Genomic DNA, 18206 nt, shown 5'->3' on the forward strand with positions numbered 1-18206 from the left:
CGTGCGGGAACACTGGGTCGAGCTGTTCTCCCCGGCCATCGGGACGGCCGGGTCGGTGGTTCGCTACGGCCACTACGGCCGGCCGATGCTGGTGTTCCCGTCGGAGCAGGGCCGCGCGGGCGACTTCGCCGCGAACGGCATGGTCGGCGCGGTGCGGGATCTCATCGACGCGGGCCGGGTGAAGCTGTTCTGCGTCGACTCCTACGACGCCGGCTCCTGGGCGTCGCGCGACCTGCCGTTGGAGGAGCGGGCCAGGCGGCACGGTGCCTTCGAGTCGTGGATCGTCGACCAGGTCGTGCCGTTCATCCACGAAGACCAGGGTGGTGGCGGCGGCGAGATCGGCGTGGCCGGTTGCTCGATGGGCGCCTTCCACGCGCTCAACTTCGCCTGCCGGCGGGCCGACCTGTTTCCGCTGGCGATGTGCTTCTCCGGCAACTACGACCCGGCCGCCTGGCACGGTTGGGGTGAACGCGGCGACGCGGCCTACTTCAACAGCCCGACCGACTATCTCGGCCACATGCACGGCGACCACCTCGACTGGCTGCGCACCCGGCTGTCGGTCCTGCTGGTCTGCGGTCAGGGGCAATGGGAGGACACCACCGGAGCCCTGCACTCGACACGGCAGGTGGCCGGACTGCTTGCCGACAAAGGGATCCGGCACGAGCTGGACCTGTGGGGCTACGACGTGCCACACGACTGGCCGTCGTGGCGCGCGCAATGGGCGCATCATCTGCCGCGGTTCTGTTGACTGGGGAGGCTGCACGTGGCCGACGTCGAACACATCATCGGAATGCTGCTGGGTACGGAGGACGACTGGCCACGGGCCTACGAGGCACTGGTCGACCGGCTCGGCCCGGTCGTCGACGGCGCGGGGCGCAAGCACCGGCTGAAGACCACCCGGGTCACCATCGAGCCGTTCAACCTGCGCGACAAGCCACGCCACTCGCTGGTCATCGACCGGCTCGCGTACTGGTACTACCACCCGCGCGAGTGGCTCAAGAAGGTGTCCATGATGGACGGTGTCTACCTGCTCAACAGCCCGTTCACCTTCCAGTCGATGGAGAAGCACGCGGCCTACTGCGCGATGATGCGGCTCGGCCTCAAGGTGCCGGAGACCGTGCTGGTGCCCTACAAGCACCCGCTGGAGAACTCGCGCTGGGCCTACACCGCGGCCCGTTACAACCAGCCGTTCGACCTCGACGCGGTGGCCTCGGAGCTCGGCTATCCGCTCTTCATGAAGCCCTACGACGGCGGCGCCTGGGTCGGCGTCTCCAAGATCCGTGACAGTGCGGAGTTGCACGCCGCCTACGACGCGTCCGGTGAGCGGCTGATGCACCTGCAGCAGTCGGTGGAGAACTACGACGTGTTCACCCGGTCGCTGTCGATCGGGCCGGAGACGATGGTGATGAAGTTCCGGCCCGAGTTGCCGATGCACGACCGCTACGCGGTGGAGCACAACTTCCTCGACGCCGCGACCGGCGACGAGGTGGTCACCATCTCCCGGCTGGTCAACGCGTTCTTCGGCTGGGAGTTCAACTCCTGCGAGTCGCTCGTGCGGGGCAACGAGGTCTACCCGATCGACTACGCCAATGCCTGCCCCGACGTGGCGCTGACCTCGCTGCACTACTACTTCCCGTGGGCGATGAAAGCGCTGCTGCGCTGGACGACGTTCTGCGTGGTGACGGGCCGCCGCTTCCAGGTCGACCTCAACACCCGCCGGTACTTCGAGATCGCCGACCGCACCGACCTGACCTACCAGGAGAAGCTGGCCCGCTACCGGTCGTTGGCCGACGAACATTTCGAGTCGGAGCGCTATGCCGACTTCTGCGCGTCGCGGCTCACCCACGTCGACGAGATGGTCTACGACTGGGTCCGTTCCCCGGAGTTCGACACCCTGCTCGTGGAGACCGTGCGCAACACGTACCCCGTCGAAGAACATGATCGGTTCGTGGCGCACTTCCGGGGCCTGACCGGCGCCTGGGTGGCCGACCAAGCGGGTTAATTCGGCTGCGCCTGACCCGCTTCCCGTGCGACTCTCGGCGGGTCAGGCGCACCCGACGACAGGAGCGTGCAATGCGAGGCCTCGAAAACTTCCGCCCATCCGGCTGCCGAGTTTTCGAGGACACCTCCGCATATGCATACCGTCAACATCGGGATTCTGGCGCATGTCGACGCCGGTAAGACCAGCCTGACCGAGCGACTGCTGTTCGACACCGGGGTCATCGACCGGCTCGGCAGCGTCGACTCGGGCACCACGCAGACCGACACCGGCGAGATCGAGCGCCGGCGCGGCATCACGATCCGTTCCGCGGTCACCGCGTTCCGGGTCGGCGACCGCCAGGTCAACCTCATCGACACACCCGGGCACCGCGACTTCATGGCCGAGGTCGAGCGGGCCCTCGGCGTGCTCGACGGCGCCGTGCTGGTGCTCTCCGCGGTCGAGGGCGTGCAGCCGCACACCCGGCTGCTGATGCGCACCTGCCGGGCGCTGCGCCTGCCTACGCTGCTGTTCGTCAACAAGATCGACCGCGGAGGCGCCCGCTCGGCCGAGTTGCTGGCCGACATCCGCCGGCTGCTGACGCCGGCTGTCGTGCCGCTGGGCACGGTTCGTTCCCAGGGCACCCCGTCGGCCCGGTTCGCCTCCGGCGGCACCGATGGCTGGCTGCCGGTGCTGGCCGAACACGACGACGCGCTGCTGGACGCGTTCGTGTCCGACCGGGCCGTGCCGACCGCGGCGCTGCGGGCGGCCCTGCGCGACCAGACCGCGGCCGGCCTGGTGCACCCGCTGCTGTTCGGGTCGGCCTTGTCCGGCACGGGCGTGCCGGCACTGCTCGACGCGATCGGCGACCTGCTCCCCGCGGCACCGCCGGCCGAGCCCGACCCGCGGGCCAGGGTCTTCGCGATCACCCGCGGGCCGGGCGGCGCCAAGGTCGCGTACGCCCGCTCCTACGGTGGTGCGCTCGCCGCCCGCCAGCGGGTGGCGGTCTACCGAACGGCTGCCGACGGCCGGGTCGAGTCGCATCGCGCCCAGCTCACGGCGGTGTCGGTGGTCGGCGACCCGGCGGCGCCGGCGCTGACGGCCGGCTACATCGCGGCGCTGCACGGCCTGCCCGGCGTGCGGATCGGCGACCAGGTGGGCTCGGCCGCCGGCCTGGTCGTCGACGCGCACTTCCCGCGCCCGAGCCTGGAGACGGTGGTCCGCCGGGGCGACGGCGGCGACGCCTCGGCGTTGCACGCCGCGCTGCTGCGGATGGCCGACGAAGACCCGTTGATCCACACCTCGGTCACCGCGTCCGGGGAAAGCAGCGTCCGCCTCTACGGCGAGGTGCAGAAGGAGGTCATCGCCACGACGCTGGCCGACGCCTTCGGCATCACCGCGGAGTTCGCGCCGAGCCAGCTGGTCCACCTCGAACGCCCGACCGGCGTCGGCGCCGCGTGCGAGATCATCGGCAACGGCTTCTTCGGCACGGTCGGCCTGCGCGTCGCGCCCGGCACCGGCATCGAGTACGACCTGGCGGTCGAACTCGGCTCGCTGCCGCCGGCGTATCACAAGGCGATCGAGGAAACGGTCGTCCAGGCGCTCGAACAGGGTCTGTGCGGCTGGCCGGTGACCGACGTGCGGGTGACCCTGACACACAGCGGCTACTGGTCACCGATCACGACGGCCGGCGACTTCCGCGACCTCACCCCGCACGTGTTGCTGCGCGCCCTGGCCGCGGCCGGCACCCGCGTCTACGAGCCGTGCCACCACTTCGAGGCCGACATCCCGGCGGCGTCGCTCGGCCCGGTCACCGGCACACTGGCCCACCTGGGCGGCCGGGTCGACGAGACGCTGCCGACCGGCGAGACGTGGCGGGTCAGCGGTTCGATCCCGGCGCGCCTGGTCGCCGAGGCCCAACGCCGGCTGCCCAACCTGACCAACGGCGAGGGCCTGTGGACCTCGACCCCGGCCGGCGACCGCCCGGTCGAGGGTCGCCCGCCACGCCGCGCCCGCACCGACGGCAACCCCCTGGACCGCAGCGAATACACCCGCTGGCTGGCCCAGCGCGGCCTGACCACCAGTGGCGGTCGCCGCTAGGCGGCCCGCGAGTCCTGCTCCGAGCGGACGAGCTGCACCTTCGGGTGCGGGAAGACCCACTTCTTGTAGGCCCAGAAGCGGAACGTCATCGCGGCCAGGGTGCCGGCGACGATGCCGAAGCCGAAGTCGCTGATCTCCTGCACGATCAGGCTCACGTCGGGGACCCGCAGGTCGAAGACGTAGCGGCCGATCAGCAGCGGAACGTCGTTGACGCCCACGGCGATCGCGTTGACGGCGAAGAACAGCGCCGCCTCGTGGCGGCGTTCGCGGCCGCCGCGGGTGCGGAACGCCCACTCGCGGTTGAGGATGTAGGAGAGCACGGTCGTGACGATGGTCGCGACCGTCAGTGCGGTGACCGGTTTGTCGGACAGGATCGTCAGCTTCAGCGCGTAGTTGACCGCGATCGTGACCAGGAAGCACGTGCCACCGACGATCAGGAACTTGAGAACCTCTCGGTGCCGGAGCACCCGGTCTCGCACCGGGGTGGGCAGCAGCCGCAGCACGGCCCGCACGATCCGGGCCGGTCGTCCCCGCAGTGGCTCGACGCTCATCGGCGGAACGCTACCGGTTCTACCTGGACGCCTACGCGCGAGGCGGTCTCAGGCACAGGCCGTCGCCTAGAAGGCGAACTCCGCGCTCTTCGCCTCGCCGAGGATCGCGCTGCCGTTGTTGCCGTACACCCGCCAGCTCTGCACCAGCACGTAGCGCTGGCCGCGCGGCGCGGTGAGGTCGAACGGGCCGCAGGTGCGCTCCGACATTTCCGGCGCGAAGGCCAACCGCTCGCAGGTGTGCGCCTCGCCGACCTGCTTGCCGGCCGGGTCCTTCAGCGTGAGCGTGATGTCGGCCGTGACCGCCTTGGAGCGCAATATCCCGGAGACGCGAATGCCCGGGCCGGTCGCGTAACAGGTGTTGGAGAACGCGGGTTGCAGGAACTTCCACTGGAAACCGGTGCACCGCGCCGTTCCGTAAGCCGTCGGCAGCGGAGCGACCCGGGCCCTTTCCGACGTCCGCGGCTTGACCTCCGCCGGCTTGCCCAACCGGTTGGCGGCCAGCCGGGCGGCCTCGCTGGTGACCGGCTGCCCGGCGTGGACCCGCTTGCCGCCTTTCGCGGCGGTCGGGCTCGGGTTCGGTACCGCGCTCGGTTGGTCCGCCTCGGCCCTGGTGCCGCTGCCCGGGCCCGGCCACTCGAAGGCGACCAGTGCGGCGGCCAGCAGCACGAACGCGGTGACCACCGTCGTGATCGCGTGCCAGGCCGGTGACCGGCGGCGCTGGGTCGGTACGAACGGGCGGACGCCGGTCAGCGCCGACTGCATCGATAGCCGGTGTTGCCTCGGCAGGGCCGGCGTGGCACCGAGGCGGAACGCGGCCGTGCGCAGCGCGGCGCCGAGGCCGGCCGCCGCGGGCCGCCGCGTCGGGTTCTTGTCCACGCACGACGTGATGATCTTCCAGAGCACGTCGGGGATGCCCGGGTTGCGGCGCGGCCGGGTCTCCACGTGCCGGCGGACGACCGAGCGGGGCGGGTGCCCGGCGTACGGCGGCTGGCCGGTCAGCAACTCGTAGAGCACCATGCCGAACGCGTAGACGTCAGAGGCGGGCGACGGACGGCCACCGTGGATGACCTCCGGCGCCAGGTAGTTGGGCGTGCCGAGTAGAGCGCCGGTGGTGGTCAACGCCGGCGCGTCGATCACCCGGGCGATACCGAAGTCGGTCAGCCGCACCTGCGGATCGTGGTCGAGCGCGTCGCGCGTACCCACCAGAATGTTGTCGGGTTTCAGGTCGCGGTGGACGACACCGAGGTGGTGCGCGTGCGCCAGCCCGTCGGCCACCGCGGCCATCAGAGTCGCGGCCTCGGCCGGCGTCAGCGTGCCGCGCTTGCGCAGCACGTCGCGCAGGCTGCCGCCGGCGACCAGGTCCATCACCAGGCCGAGCGAGTCGCCGACGGTGAGCAGTTCGCGGACCGGCACGATGTTGTCGTGCCGCAGGGCGGCCAGGATCGCCCGCTCCTGCACGAAACGCATCACCGCCTTGGGTTGCGGCACCAACTCCTCGCGGAGCAGCTTGATCGCGACCTCTTCGCCGGTCGCCTGGCTGAGCGCGCGCCACACGCTGCCGCCGGCGCCGCCGCCGATCTGTTCGATCAGCTCGTAGCAGCCGCCGACCACGCGTGCGCAGGGCCGCCCCGGTGCGGGGACGGGCTCCGGCTCGGGCTCGGGCGTCTTGGGGGGTTCGGACGTCACTTGACAGTCATACTCGTAAAAGATCCTATATGCCGGAACACACCCGAATGGCCCGAAGGGAATCCCCTGAATGGAGGACGGCTATCCGGTGATGATGTTGACCGCGATGGCGAGGACGATCGCGTTGTAGAGGAAGCTGATCACGCTGTGCACCATCACGTGATAGCGCACCGCGCGGCCCTGTACCTCCACGTCGGACGCCGCGAACGAGACGCCGACGGTCACCGCGAAATACAGAAAATCGATCAGCCGCGGGTACGGGCATTTGGGGAACCGCCAGCCGGTCCACTGCATGTAGAAGCGGGCGTATCCGAGTTGCAGCAGTAGCCAGGCGCAGATCGTGACGAACGCGCCGAGCCCCTGCACCAGCCCGCTGTAGTCGCTGTTCTCGTCGACCGCGAGCACGTCGAGCGAGGCGCCCAGCCCGGTGATGCTCGCGGCGACGGTGAAGAAGAAGCTGAACCGGCGGCCGATCAGCCGGGCGTTCCAGCCGGTGGGCGGCGGCGCCGGCACGTAGGGGTCGGTCAGCCGCTCGCGGCGCACCCGGATCGTGCCGACCAGCAGGTAGGTGGCCGCCAGCAGGCCCCAGAACAGCAGGAAGAGCACCACGTTGGGCTCGGCCTCGCTGCCCACGATGGTGAACAGCAGCCCGCCGACGGCCAGGACCACCTCGACCAGGCGCGCGATCAGCGTGCCGGCCGGTCCCACAACCGGCTAACGCACGGGCGATCCTCCAGTTGCGCCGGCTTCCCATTTGTCCAAGCGGGCGGCGAACCGCGTCGATATCGTCGGCGGCATGACCACTGACACCGACACCGACACCGGTCCGGAGCGCAACACGCGCCCCGCCGACTATCCGTCGGCGATCATGCCGATGCTCGCCTACGAAGACGGCGTCGCGGCCATCCAGTTCCTGCGGGCGGCGTTCGGTTTCACGGAGCGGATGCGCTACACCAACGACGACGGCACGATCGGGCACGCCGAACTCGCCCTCGGCGACGCGGTCATCGCCCTGGCCACGCCGCCGGGCATCGGCTACGAGAGCCCCAAGCACCATCGGGAGCACTGCACGACCGCGCTGCGCTGGGCGTCACAACCCTGGTTGGTCAACGGCATCATGGTGTACGTCGACGACGTCGACGCGCATGCCAAGCGGGCCCGCGAGGCCGGTGCCGTGGTGCTCAGCGAGCCGGAGGACCGGCCGTACGGCATACGCAGCTATCGGGTCGAAGATTGTGAAGGACACCGCTGGATGTTCAGCCAGCACACCCGCGACGTGCCGCCGGAGGAGTGGGGCGCCACGACGACTGGGTGATAGCGACACGCCGATCGCCGACACTATTCTCGATACGATCATTGGTAGTGTCCCCCGCATGACCGCGGCCATCTCCGTCACCCTCGACGACGACCTCGCCCAGGCGCTCAACGCCGCGGTCGGCGGCGGCAACCGCTCGGCGCTCGTGGCCGCGGCCATCCGGGATTACCTCGACCGACACGCGATCGCCGCGGCCAAGGCCTGGCACGCCTCGCTCGACGGCGACGACGCCGCCGCGCTGGCCGAGGTCGACGCCGCGTGGTGACCCGCGGGTCGATCGCCCGCGGTGACGTCTTCGACTACACGTTCGGGAGCCGCCGGGTTCGGGTGCTGGTGGTCGGCGCCACCTCCTTCGCCGCCGACTACCCCGTCGTCGTGCTGATTCACGACCGCGCCGACGGCAACGTGCCCGGCCTGCTGCTCCCGCTGCCCGCCGACATCGCCGGCGGCGGCACCATCGACCTGTCGCGCATCCGCTATGCCGACCCCGACGCCTTCGGCGACCGGCGCGGCCGGGTGTCGACCGCCCTGTTGGGCCAGGTCGACCAGGGCCTGCGCCGGTTGCTCGGCCTCTAGGGCCGGGCTGGCACCGGGGCCGGGAGCGCGGCCAGGCGGCGGAACGCGTCCTCCGTCCGTGAGCCCGGCTCGGCGCAGTAGACGATCATTCTCTGGTCGCTGTCGCTGATGTGCAGCAGTTGGCACTCGAACTCGAGCGGGCCGACGTCGGGGTGCTCGATCCGCTTGCGTACGCCGCGCCGCACCACCACGTCGTGGCTGTGCCACATCCGGGCGAACATCGGCGACAGGCCGAGCAACTCGGTGACCAGGGCCTGGATGCCCGGGTCGCCGGGATAGCGGGCGTACGCGGCGCGCAGGTCGGCGACGGACGCGGCGGTGAAACCCAGCGCGTCCTCGTCGGACCAGTGCAGGTCGTCGACCGGGCGCTGGAACATCCAGCGCAGCATGTTGCGGTCGCTGACCGGATGGGCCGACAGGTCCCCGATGAACCGGGTCGCCAGCGGGTTCCAGGCGAGCAGGTCGTATTTCGCGTCGACCACGTACGCCGGCGTCAGCGGCATCGAGTCGAGCAGGTAGCGCACCGCGGGCAGCAACTCGCTGCTCGGCCCGACCACGACCGGCGGCGCCTCGCCGGCGATCCGGAACAGGTACTCCCGCTCGTCGATGGTCAGCATGAGCGCCCGGGCCAGCGCGCCGAGCACCTGCCGCGACGGCTTGGGGCCGCGGGCCTGCTCCAGCCGGATGTAGTAGTCGATCGACATGCCGGCCAGTTCGGCGACCTCCTGCCGGCGCAGGCCCGGCGTGCGGCGCGGGCCCATGCCGGTGCCGCCGGGCAGGCCCACGTCGGTCGGGCGCAGCCGTTCGCGGCGGGTACGCAGGAACGCGGCGAGCTCTTGCCGGTTGACCGTCACCCGTCAAGGGTGCCGCAACCCGGGTTCTGCAGGGTGGTACGGCTGGTACCAGGCAGCATTGGTCCTGCCTGCCGGCCCCGTCCGTTGGACAGGCTCGACCCCATGACGCAGATTGCATTGATCACCGGGGCCAACCGGGGTATCGGTCTGGCGACCGCGCGGGCGCTGGGTTCGCTGGGTATGACCGTACTGGTCGGCGCCCGCGACGAGGGCCGCGGTCGGGCGGCGGCGACGTCGTTGGCCGCTGAGGGACTGGACGCCCGCTTCGTCCGCCTCGACGTCACCGATGCGGCAACCATCCAGGCCGCGGTCGACCTGGTGGCGGCCGAGTTCGGCCGGCTCGACGTATTGGTCAACAACGCCGGCATCGTGCGCGCCGACGGCACCGGCGAGCCGAGCGCGACGATCGTCGGGACGATCCACGAGGTGTTCGAGACCAACGTCTACGGCGTGGTCGCGGTCACCAACGCGTTCCTGCCGTTGCTCCGGCAGGCGCCGGCGGCGCGGATCGTCAACGTCTCAAGCGAGGTCGGCTCGATCACCTCGCTGACCGACCCGGCGAGCCCGCTGTATGTGTTGACCTCGGTGCCCTACCCCGCCTCGAAGGCGGCACTAAACATGATCACCGCGATGTACGCCAAGGAGCTGCGGGACACGGCGATCAAGGTCAACGCGGCCAACCCCGGCTACACGAAGACCGACTTCAACCAGAACGCGGGATTCCGTACGCCCGAACAGGCCGCTCTGGTCAACGTGCACCTGGCCACCCTGCCGGCCGACGGCCCGTCCGGCGTGTTGTGGGGTCACCTGATCACCCTGGACGGCGACCAGAACGGGGTTCTGCCCTGGTGAGTTCGGGGTAAGCGGTGGTCGTGGAGGCTTCCGTTTTCAACGCGTGGTCGTGGCGCACCCCCGCTCTCGGGGGTGGCCACGACCAGACCACGCCGGACCAGGGCCCGGAAGGCGAGCCGGCGCCCGCGGTCGCGGCCGCCGACGAGGGTGGCCCGGGTTTCTCGCTCGACCTGACCGGCTACGCCGTGATGGCGGTCGACGGTGAGATCGGCAAGGTCGAGAAGGCCAGCGAAACGGATCTGGTGGTCGACACGGGCCCGTGGATCTTCGGCCGCACGGTGCTGCTGCCAGCCGGCGTCGTGGACCGGGTCGACCACCAGTCACGCACGGTGTGGGTCGACCGCACGCGGTCCCAGATCAAGGACGCTCCCGAGTTCACCCCCGGGCCCGACTACCGGGACCGGCTGGCCGGCTATTACCGCGACACGTATGGCGGTCAGTAGTCGTCGTCGGCTGGGTATCGGCCTTCTCCCGACAGTGGCCCTCGGGACCGATTGACCCGGTCACGACCGCGACGCCCACGGCGGCCAGCGGGTCAAATCGCCCGGCTGCCGCTGGTAACCCCTCGGGATCAACCTGGCCCGGTCACGACCGAGACGCCCACGGTGGTCGGTTACCCAGATCGCCCGGTCGCCGGCCGGGACGGTTGCCCGGTCGCGACCGCGGCGGCTGCGGCGGTCAGTAGCCCAGGCCGATGGTGTGGCCCTCGGTGCTCGGGTCGCCGAGGGCGACCAGGATGGCGTCGGCCAGGTCGGCGCGGGACAGTTGGACGCCGCCGCGGACGTTGCGGTCGATGGCGGTGCGGTAGGGCTTGCGCTTACCCGTGGTGAGTTGCGGCGGGCGCAGCACCGTCCAGCGCAGGCGGCTGTCGAAGACGATCCGCTCGGTGCGGGCGAAGTCGGCGAACTGCGCCTTGAGCAGCGTGCTGCCGATCAACGGCTTGAAGACGAAGCGGGTGAGCGGGCCGTCGCCTGGGTCCTTGACGTGGCCGCTGCCGGTCACGACGAGCAGCCGCGCGCCCGGGTTGTTGACCGCCATTGCCGCAACCACCGAGGCTGCCCCCCGCGAGCAGACGGTGGCATCGTCGCGGCCGCGCGGCCCGAGGGTGTCGACGACGGCATCGCGCCCGGAGACGGCGGCGCCGATGGCGTGGGGGTCGAGCGCGTCGGCGACGACGATCTCAAGCCGGGGATCGGCGCCGACCGGCAGCCGGGCCGGATCCCGAACCACCGCGGTGACGTGGTGCCCGGCCGCGATCGCCCGGCGCACGAGATGCTGCCCGGTCCCGCCGGTCGCACCCAGAACGGTGATCTTCATGATCATGGCCTCCCGTGGTTAGTAAGTGCTCACTCACCACTAGGATGGGTGAGCGCTTACTAACCTGTCAAGGGGGCCCAGTGGGAACCAGGGACGTGATCCTCGACGCTGCCGCCGAGGTCATCCGCACCCGCGGCCTCGCCAATGCCACAACACGCGAGATCGCGAAGGCGGCGGGCTATTCGGAGGCAACGCTCTACAAACATTTCGCCGGAAAGATCGAACTCCTGGTGGCGGTGTTGCACGAGCGCACGCCGGGGCTGGCGCAGCTGGCCCGGTCAGTCAACACGGCCGGCGACGACCTACCCGCCGGCCTGACGGCGATCGCGGCCGCGATGATCACGTTCTACACGGACAGCTTCCCCATGTTGGGCTCGATCTTCTCGGATCCGTTGATCCTGGCCGCGCACACGGCCGGGCTGCGCCAGGTGGGTGCCGGCCCGCACAAGGCGAACGAGGCCGTGATCGGGTACCTGCGCCGCCAGCAGGACCGAGGGCTGGTCCGCGCGGACGCCGACCTCTACGCGGCGGCCAGCCTCCTGCTCGGAGCGTGCTTCCAACACGCCTTCCTCGGCCACATGCAGTGGCCCGACCGCCGCCCCGACGCCGAGGCCGCCAGCAGCTTCGCGACCATGGTCGCCCGCTCCCTGCAGTGACGTCACGCTGCGGCGCGCTTCCGGGCGTGGCTGGTCGCGCTCACGGTGCGGCAGGTACGCGACCGGCAGGCGGACCTACCCCGCGTCTCGACGCCGGTCGCGGCGCGGACGCTAGTCCGCAAGACGAGCCGGTCCGGGCGACAGTCCGTCGTGAGTCTCGTCGCTTAGGCCCCACGTGCGCTCACCGGGACCAATCGAGGAACACACCGAGCCACGCCCAACGCCGGAGCGTCAGGAGCCGGTCGTGCCGGGAGCGGACCCAAGCAACCCTGGTTGCCATAGCAGGGATCAGGGCTCGCGGAACTCGGCCGTCTCCCAGACCCGCTGGGCGAGCAGGTCCTTGACCAGGCCGATGTAGTCCTCGCTCTCCGGCGTGTGCCAGCGCCCGCTGAACCAGCGCCCGACACATCCCCACAGGTCGCCCTTTGCATAGGGCTCCCCGCGCTCCTCGGAGTTGAGCCAACCCTCCCAACCCTCGAAACAACCCCGCCAGATGGAGTACGCCAGGTCGGCGTTCATCGCCGTCGAACGGAGCACACCGGGCCAGGCCGACATTTGGTACGGATGCCGGTCCTGCAGGATGCCGAAGCTCTCCGGGCACTGGCCGGCGCGGCCGTCGGCGCCGATGCCGTGGCCGGGCGCGCAGCGGGTCGGGTCGGCGCTGTAGTCGCCCAGCACCGTCTGCCGCCACCAACTCTCCTGTGCCGCCTGTGCGAATACGACGTCCTCGTCGATGCCCCACTTGCACGCCGCCCACCGCAGAATGTCTCTTGTGGACCCCGTGAACGCCCCGTCGACGCGTGGTGCTATCCGGCTGTCGGAGCGCGCGTCGTCATAGATGTCGGGGCCGACGTGGTGTCCGGTGGTGGCATTGGCCATCAGGTTCATCTGCCGGTTCTCCGGCGTGGGACGGGCCCGCACCCAGGTCGCGCATTGGGCGCCCGACGGCAGTGCGGCACCGGGCGGCAGGGTCGTGAAGTGCTCCGGCGCCGGGTCGGCGGTGGGGCGCGCGGTCGCCGACATCGTCGGCATCCGTTCCTCAGGTTGCCGCCAGCCGGATTCGGTGTTTTCCGGGATCGCGCCGGTGTTTTCGGGTGTCCTGTCGGCGTGTGCCACGTACGTGCCGGCCAGGACCAGCGTCACCGCGAGTGCGGTGACGCCGGCGAACAGCCAGCCGTGCCGTCGAATGCGTTGTCCCACGCCGAGCGACCGTAGGCGGGGCCACTTCCGCGGGTCAACGGGCCAAAAGGACATATAACGCAAGCCACCTCGATCGGGTGAGGGCGGACGAGATGTGCGACACACCACTTTATCCAGCTGGCTCACTGTTCGCATGGCAGAGGTGCACCACTTCACCCACGGCTGGCTCAACCCTGGCTTCGCCTACGTGGTCGCCGTCGTCGGCGCCCTGATCGGCCTCTACTGCACCGCCCGCGCCCGTACCCTGCGCCAAGGTCCGGCCCGGGTGAAGTGGCTGACCATCGCGACCGTCGCGATCGGCGGCGCCGGCGTCTGGCTCGCCCATTTCACCGCGATGCTCGGCTTCGACGTGGCCGACAGTCCGGTGCGTTACAGCCCGGCCCTCACCGCCGCCAGCCTCGCGCTCTCCCTCGCCGCCGTCGGGATCGGGCTCTTCCTGGTCGGCTACCGCGAGCCGAGCACCGCCGCGATCCTGCGCGCCGGCGGGATCACCGGTGCCGGGCTGCTCGGCATGCACTACACCGGCATGGCCGCGGTCGACGTGGCCGGCGAGATCTCCTACCAGCCACAACTCGTCGCACTCTCGGCGATCATCGCGGTCGTCGCCGCCACCGCCGCGCTGTGGTTCAGCGCCACGGTCGCCGGGCGGCGGCCGATCGCCGTCGCGTCGGCGCTGATGGCGGCCGGCGTATGCGGCATGCATTACACCGCGATGGCAGCGGTACGCGTCGAGCTCGACCACGCAGGCCTCGCGACGGTCGACGGCGTACGCCCGCTCGCCCTGATCGTTTCCGTCGCGCTCGTCTTCGCCGTGGCGATGACGTTGATGGCGACCGTCGCCCTGCAGGCGATGACCACCGAGGAGTTCGCCGGCGTCGGCCCGGCGACAGGGACGAAGGAGCCGGTCGGCCTGGCCGCCGCGGGCTTCGCGCCCCCGACGGCCGAGCCGATCCGCCTCGACATGCCGATCACCCCAGGCCTGCGCAGCCGGCCGGGAAGGGCCCCCTACTAGGCAGCCCTTCCCCGACCCGGCGGCACGTCACCGCCAGGTCAACCCTGTCCACGCAGCCGATCGGGAAAGGCCCCAACAAGGTCGCCGCGCGGGACCCGCCGATCCGGAGGGGCCTCGCCGATCCGTTGGCGCCTTGCCGATCCGTTGGCGCCTCGCCGATCCATTGGCGCCTCGCCGATCCGTTGGCGTCTCGCCGATCCGGCAGCGCCCCCCGATCCGGAGGGGCCTCGCCCATCCGGCAGCGCCCCCGATCCGGAGGGGCCTCGCCGATCCGGCAGCGCCCCCGATCCGGAGGGGCCTCGCGGATCCGGCGGTGCCTCGCCGATCCGTTGGCGCCTCGCCGATCCGCCGGGGCCTCACTGCTGGGACAACCCGCGCCGGGCCGGGAAGGGCCCTTACAGGGCGAGCCCTTCCCGGCCCGGCGGCGTCACTGCTGGGTCAACCGCCACTGCTGGTTGGTCGCGGTGTGGCACGGCCACTGGATGAGGATCGCGCCGTCGGCCGTCGAGGCGCCGTTGACGTCGAGGCATTTGCCGCTGTGCACCGCGCGGAGCTGATACACCCCGCCGGACGCGATCGGCGTCCACTGCTGGTTGGCCTGGTTGTTGCAGGTCAGCTGCACCACCCCGGCCGCGTCGGCGGTCGAGGCGCCGGCTACCGCCATGCACTTACCGCTGTGCACGGCCTTGAGGTAGACGTTGCCGCCGCCCGCGTCGACCGCCTGCCACCGCTGGTTGGCACCGCCGGTGGCCGCCCACTGGTGTACGACCGCGTTGTCAGCCGTTGACACCCCGTTGACATCGGCCAGCTTGCCGCTGTGTTGCGCGGTCAACGTGTAGGTGCGACCGGCGATGCCACCCGCCGGCGCGGTGCCGACCCCGTTGCCGCCGAAGGTGAACGCGTCGACGTCGTAGTTGTTGGCGACCGAGGTCTTGAACACCATGTAGAGCTTGTGCGTGCCGGCCAGCGTTGCCACGTTGACGGGGGCCTGTTGCACATAGGTGTCCCAGCCGCCGGTTGCCGCGACCGGGTTGGTGGCCAGCAACGTGCCGGTCGGTGAGTCGGCCCGCAACTCGATGCTGCCGCCACCCGTCGGCGACGAGATCTTGTAGCTGACCGTCGAGATCCCCTGCAGGCTCATCGGGTCGAACATGATCCAGTCGTTGTTGCTGACGTCACCGATCCGGCTGCCGCTCTCCGCGCCGGTCTGCGCGACGATCCGGGTGCCGGACTGGGCCGTGAAGTATTCCGCCTGCTTGTGCTTGGGCTGCAGGATCACCTTGGCATAGCCGGTCAGCCGGGCCACCGAGCCGTTGCCGTTGTCCTGATAGCGCGAGTTCAGCACGTAGAACAGGTTGGCGCCGTCCGGGTGCCCGCCGAGGTTGCCGGTCGACACCGTGCCCGAGCAGCCGGGCAGGTCGGTGGTGCCGTGCTCGTGGTCGTCGTGGCCGAGCGCCGGGTTGGTGAACACCTGCTGGCAGTTGACCGTGCCGTCCTGGGCGTCCGTCACCGACACGGAGTAGGCGACGTTCTGCCCGAAGTCGAGCATGCCGCCGTTGGGTGGCCCGGTGATGGTCACCACCGGCGCGTTGTTGCCCACCGTGATCGGGACATTGGCGAACGAGGAACGCCCGGTGTTGTCGGTGACGGTCAACTTCGCCACGTAGTTGCCGTTGGTGCTGTAGACCCTGGACGGGTTGGCCGCGGTCGAGTCGGTGCTGCCGTTGCTGTCGAAGTCCCAGGCGTAGCTGATCGTGTCGCCGGTGTCCGGGTCGTGCGTGCCGGCGCTGGAGAACTGCACGGTCAGCGGCGCGAGGCCGTTGGTCGGCGTGCCGGTGGCCACCGCGACCGGCGCCCGGCCGCCCTTCACGTAGTCGATCCGGTAGAGACCCGAGTCGTTGTTGCCGCCGCCGAAGTTGGCGCCCCACTCCAGCAGGTAGAGCGAGCCGTCCGGGCCGAACCGCATGGCCATCGGCTTGTTGAAGAACTCACCGGGCAGGAACGGGTTGATCTTCACCAACCCACCGTTGGCGTCGAAGTGGATCTCCTGCACGAAGTTGCGCGACCACTCGTAGAAGAAGTGCACGCCGTTGTAGTACGGCGGGAACTTCGTCGCCGACGTGCTGGCCGCGTTGTAGCGGTAGACCGGGCCGCCCATCGGTGCCGCGCCACCGGACCCCATCTCCGGGAACTGCGGTGAGGCACCGTAGCCGTACCAGATCTGCGGTTGCACCAGTTGCGGCAACACCCGCAACCCTGTGTTGTTCGGCGAGTCGTTGACCGGCGCGTTGCAGTTGAACTTCGCGCCGACCACGCCGGTGTCCGGGTTGTAGGGCGCGTACGGCTGGTTGTCGCCGTGGCAGAACGGCCAGCCGAAGTTGCCGGCCTGCTTGATCACGTTGAGCTCGACCAGCCCTTCCGGCCCGCGGTTGGTGGTCGGCAGCCCGCGGTCCGGGCCGTAGTCGGCCATGTTGATCCAGCCGGTCTGCTTGTCGACCTCGAACCGGAACGGGTTGCGGAAGCCCATCGCGTAGATCTCGGGGCGGGTCTGCGCGGTGCCCGGCGCGAACAGGTTTCCGGAGGGAATCGTGTAGGTCCCGTTGCTCTCCGGGTGGATCCGCAGGATCTTGCCGCGCAGGTCGTTGGTGTTGCCGGCGCTGCGGGCCGCGTCCAGGTTGGACTTGCCGGGCCGCCAGTCCAGCGGTGCGTAGCCCTGCCAGGCCGGGTCGAGGTTGGGCGGTGTGTCGTCGCCGGTCGACAGGTAGAGGTTGCCGTTCGGCCCGAACCCCACGTAGCCGCCGGTGTGCCCGGGCTCGGGGAAGGTCCGGTCCCGATAGGCCGGCACCGACAGCAGAACCACCTCGCTGGCCAGGTTGACCGTGTCGCCGCTGACGGTGAACCGTGACAGCCGGTTGACGTCGGTCGACGACGAGGCCGGCGACCAGTAGAGGTAGATCCAGCCGTTGGTGGCGAAGTTCGGGTCCAGCGCCATGCCGACCAGGCCGTCCTCGCCGCCGGTGTAGACCGACAGGGTGCCCGCGGTGACCGTGCTCTGCTGCGCCGGCTTGAAGATCTTGATCTGGCCGCCCCGCTGCACGTAGAAGACCCGGCCGTCCGGCGCGATGTCGAGCGCCATCGGGTCGACCGTGTTGGAGTCGAGGCTCACCTTCTCGAAGTTGTCCCACACGGTGCCGCCGCAGTCGCCGGCCAGGTTGCCGGCCGCGTAACGGACGCCGCCGAGGATGTGGTTGCGGAAGTTGGTCTCGCTGTAGGACGCGATGTCATGGCCCATCGCGGTGGCCCACACCTTGCCGCCCTCGGTCTCGCGACACCACGAGATGGGGTGGTCGATGCCCATCGCGTCGGCGCCCGGGGTGTAGGTGCGCTCGTCGGCGGTGACCAGCACGTGCACGTTGCCGCGCGCGTTGACGTCGAAGTTGTACCACTCCTCGGTGCGTTGCCAGTTGTCCGGCAACCCCGCGGTCGACGGGTGCGCCTTGTCGGCAACCCGGGCGTAGCCCGGCAGCGAGCCCGGCGAGTGCGACGGCATGTGCGCGCCGCCGTTGATCGTCTGGTCCCACCACGGGAAGGTGGTGTCGATGCCCATGTCCGTCGCGTTGTGGATCGCGACGATCCCGTTGCCGGCCCGCAGGTAGTTCTGCACCGCGGTGCGCTGTGCGTCGTTGTCGAACACCATGCCCGAGGTCTGGAACATGACCAACACGTCGTACGTGTCGAGGTTGGCCGTGTTCAGCACGGTGGAGTCCTCGCTGAACACCACCTCGAAGTTGTTGGCCGCGGCGAGTTGAGTGAACATCGTGACCCCGGCGGCGATCGAGTCGTGCCGATAGCCGGCCGTCTCGCTGAACACGAGGGCCCGGAAGGCGGGCGCGGCCTGCGCCGGTGCCTGGACGACACCGAGGCCGAGCAGCGTGACAGCGATCGTGAGCAGGGTGAGGACAGGTCTGCGGCGGCGCATGCGAGCTCCTTCAGGGATGCCGTGAGGGCGTGCAGGAGGGCTTGCGGTGCAACGCGTCCGCCGAAGTTCGCGTCTGGGTCGAGGCGCCAGAGCGCATCGACGCGGATGAGTTTGACTTGTTCCACGGCCG

At 70.2% G+C, this 18206-nt stretch carries 17 protein-coding genes; 10 read left to right on the forward strand and 7 right to left on the reverse strand.

Features of this window, described 5'->3' with window-relative positions; translation table 11 throughout:
* The first annotated feature begins 1 nt into the window (after nt 1).
* The 3 genes from AB0J74_RS05260 (at nt 2) to AB0J74_RS05270 (ending at nt 4078) form a co-directional block, all read left to right on the forward strand.
* Nucleotides 2–748 carry an alpha/beta hydrolase-fold protein gene (locus tag AB0J74_RS05260; RefSeq protein ID WP_363444888.1) on the forward strand — a complete coding sequence of 249 codons (747 nt, stop codon included), beginning with the start codon at nt 2–4 and terminating at the stop codon, nt 746–748.
* A 15-nt stretch (nt 749–763) separates the two neighbouring features.
* Nucleotides 764–2002: a hypothetical protein gene (locus AB0J74_RS05265; RefSeq protein WP_363444890.1), complete on the forward strand. Its 1239-nt coding sequence runs from the start codon at nt 764–766 to the stop codon at nt 2000–2002.
* Between the two features lie 132 nt (nt 2003–2134).
* Nucleotides 2135–4078 carry a translation factor GTPase family protein gene (locus tag AB0J74_RS05270; protein ID WP_363444892.1) on the forward strand — a complete coding sequence of 648 codons (1944 nt, stop codon included), beginning with the start codon at nt 2135–2137 and terminating at the stop codon, nt 4076–4078.
* On the opposite strand, the gene AB0J74_RS05275 is transcribed toward AB0J74_RS05270, so the two are convergent.
* From AB0J74_RS05275 to AB0J74_RS05285, 3 genes are all read right to left on the reverse strand, one after another.
* Nucleotides 4075–4629, reverse strand: coding sequence for a GtrA family protein (locus tag AB0J74_RS05275; protein ID WP_363444894.1), 555 nt, complete (start codon nt 4627–4629; stop codon nt 4075–4077). The two genes, AB0J74_RS05270 and AB0J74_RS05275, sit on opposite strands and share 4 nt — an antisense overlap.
* A gap of 66 nt (nt 4630–4695) precedes the next feature.
* Nucleotides 4696–6315: a serine/threonine-protein kinase gene (locus AB0J74_RS05280; RefSeq protein ID WP_363444896.1), complete on the reverse strand. Its 1620-nt coding sequence runs from the start codon at nt 6313–6315 to the stop codon at nt 4696–4698.
* Nucleotides 6316–6396: 81 nt separating this feature from the next.
* Nucleotides 6397–7023: a DUF1345 domain-containing protein gene (locus AB0J74_RS05285; protein WP_363444898.1), complete on the reverse strand. Its 627-nt coding sequence runs from the start codon at nt 7021–7023 to the stop codon at nt 6397–6399.
* 88 nt (nt 7024–7111) lie between these two features.
* On the opposite strand from AB0J74_RS05285, the gene AB0J74_RS05290 reads away from it, so the two are divergent.
* Genes AB0J74_RS05290 through AB0J74_RS05300 form a run of 3 tightly spaced genes read left to right on the forward strand, consistent with a single transcriptional unit; the run spans nt 7112 to nt 8206 of the window.
* The gene (locus tag AB0J74_RS05290; RefSeq protein ID WP_363444900.1) at nt 7112–7630 is read left to right on the forward strand and encodes a VOC family protein; all 519 of its coding nucleotides are present in this window, start codon (nt 7112–7114) and stop codon (nt 7628–7630) included.
* 58 nt (nt 7631–7688) lie between these two features.
* On the forward strand, nt 7689–7895 hold the full coding sequence (locus tag AB0J74_RS05295) for a ribbon-helix-helix domain-containing protein (protein WP_363444902.1): 207 nt from the start codon (nt 7689–7691) through the stop codon (nt 7893–7895).
* Nucleotides 7889–8206: a hypothetical protein gene (locus AB0J74_RS05300; protein WP_363444904.1), complete on the forward strand. Its 318-nt coding sequence runs from the start codon at nt 7889–7891 to the stop codon at nt 8204–8206. The genes AB0J74_RS05295 and AB0J74_RS05300 overlap by 7 nt, the downstream gene beginning before the upstream one ends.
* Here AB0J74_RS05300 and AB0J74_RS05305 read toward each other — a convergent pair.
* A complete protein-coding gene (locus tag AB0J74_RS05305) occupies nt 8203–9060 on the reverse strand; it encodes a helix-turn-helix transcriptional regulator (RefSeq protein ID WP_363444906.1) in 858 nt (285 codons plus the stop codon). The two genes, AB0J74_RS05300 and AB0J74_RS05305, sit on opposite strands and share 4 nt — an antisense overlap.
* Before the next feature lie 102 nt (nt 9061–9162).
* On the opposite strand from AB0J74_RS05305, the gene AB0J74_RS05310 reads away from it, so the two are divergent.
* Nucleotides 9163–9912 carry an SDR family oxidoreductase gene (locus AB0J74_RS05310; RefSeq protein WP_363444908.1) on the forward strand — a complete coding sequence of 250 codons (750 nt, stop codon included), beginning with the start codon at nt 9163–9165 and terminating at the stop codon, nt 9910–9912.
* 20 nt (nt 9913–9932) lie between these two features.
* Nucleotides 9933–10355: a PRC-barrel domain containing protein gene (locus AB0J74_RS05315; protein WP_363444910.1), complete on the forward strand. Its 423-nt coding sequence runs from the start codon at nt 9933–9935 to the stop codon at nt 10353–10355.
* A 235-nt stretch (nt 10356–10590) separates the two neighbouring features.
* Here AB0J74_RS05315 and AB0J74_RS05320 read toward each other — a convergent pair whose 3' ends face one another.
* The gene (locus tag AB0J74_RS05320; RefSeq protein ID WP_363444912.1) at nt 10591–11229 is read right to left on the reverse strand and encodes an NAD(P)H-binding protein; all 639 of its coding nucleotides are present in this window, start codon (nt 11227–11229) and stop codon (nt 10591–10593) included.
* A gap of 80 nt (nt 11230–11309) precedes the next feature.
* Here AB0J74_RS05320 and AB0J74_RS05325 point away from each other — a divergent pair, with 80 nt between their 5' ends.
* Nucleotides 11310–11885: a helix-turn-helix domain-containing protein gene (locus tag AB0J74_RS05325; RefSeq protein WP_363444914.1), complete on the forward strand. Its 576-nt coding sequence runs from the start codon at nt 11310–11312 to the stop codon at nt 11883–11885.
* A gap of 288 nt (nt 11886–12173) precedes the next feature.
* Here AB0J74_RS05325 and AB0J74_RS05330 read toward each other — a convergent pair whose 3' ends face one another.
* The gene (locus AB0J74_RS05330; RefSeq protein WP_363444916.1) at nt 12174–13085 is read right to left on the reverse strand and encodes a hypothetical protein; all 912 of its coding nucleotides are present in this window, start codon (nt 13083–13085) and stop codon (nt 12174–12176) included.
* A 133-nt stretch (nt 13086–13218) separates the two neighbouring features.
* Between AB0J74_RS05330 and AB0J74_RS05335 the strand changes: the two genes are divergently transcribed.
* A complete protein-coding gene (locus tag AB0J74_RS05335) occupies nt 13219–14097 on the forward strand; it encodes an MHYT domain-containing protein (RefSeq protein ID WP_363444918.1) in 879 nt (292 codons plus the stop codon).
* 427 nt (nt 14098–14524) lie between these two features.
* Here AB0J74_RS05335 and AB0J74_RS05340 read toward each other — a convergent pair whose 3' ends face one another.
* On the reverse strand, nt 14525–18076 hold the full coding sequence (locus AB0J74_RS05340; RefSeq protein ID WP_363444920.1) for a ThuA domain-containing protein: 3552 nt from the start codon (nt 18074–18076) through the stop codon (nt 14525–14527).
* Nucleotides 18077–18206 lie beyond the last annotated feature (130 nt).

Source organism: Asanoa sp. NPDC049573 (genome assembly GCF_040676615.1).
Taxonomy (GTDB): domain Bacteria; phylum Actinomycetota; class Actinomycetes; order Mycobacteriales; family Micromonosporaceae; genus Asanoa.

Excerpts from the sequence above, each read along its gene's own strand:
- AB0J74_RS05270 (WP_363444892.1), top strand. The coding sequence starts at position 2,135 with ATGCATACCGTCAACATCGGGATTCTGGCGCATGTCGACGCCGGTAAG.
- AB0J74_RS05290 (WP_363444900.1), top strand. The coding sequence starts at position 7,112 with ATGACCACTGACACCGACACCGACACCGGTCCGGAGCGCAACACGCGC.
- AB0J74_RS05320 (WP_363444912.1), bottom strand. The coding sequence starts at position 11,229 with ATGAAGATCACCGTTCTGGGTGCGACCGGCGGGACCGGGCAGCATCTC.
- AB0J74_RS05275 (WP_363444894.1), bottom strand. The coding sequence starts at position 4,629 with ATGAGCGTCGAGCCACTGCGGGGACGACCGGCCCGGATCGTGCGGGCC.
- AB0J74_RS05310 (WP_363444908.1), top strand. The coding sequence starts at position 9,163 with ATGACGCAGATTGCATTGATCACCGGGGCCAACCGGGGTATCGGTCTG.
- AB0J74_RS05295 (WP_363444902.1), top strand. The coding sequence starts at position 7,689 with ATGACCGCGGCCATCTCCGTCACCCTCGACGACGACCTCGCCCAGGCG.
- AB0J74_RS05335 (WP_363444918.1), top strand. The coding sequence starts at position 13,219 with ATGGCAGAGGTGCACCACTTCACCCACGGCTGGCTCAACCCTGGCTTC.
- AB0J74_RS05340 (WP_363444920.1), bottom strand. The coding sequence starts at position 18,076 with ATGCGCCGCCGCAGACCTGTCCTCACCCTGCTCACGATCGCTGTCACG.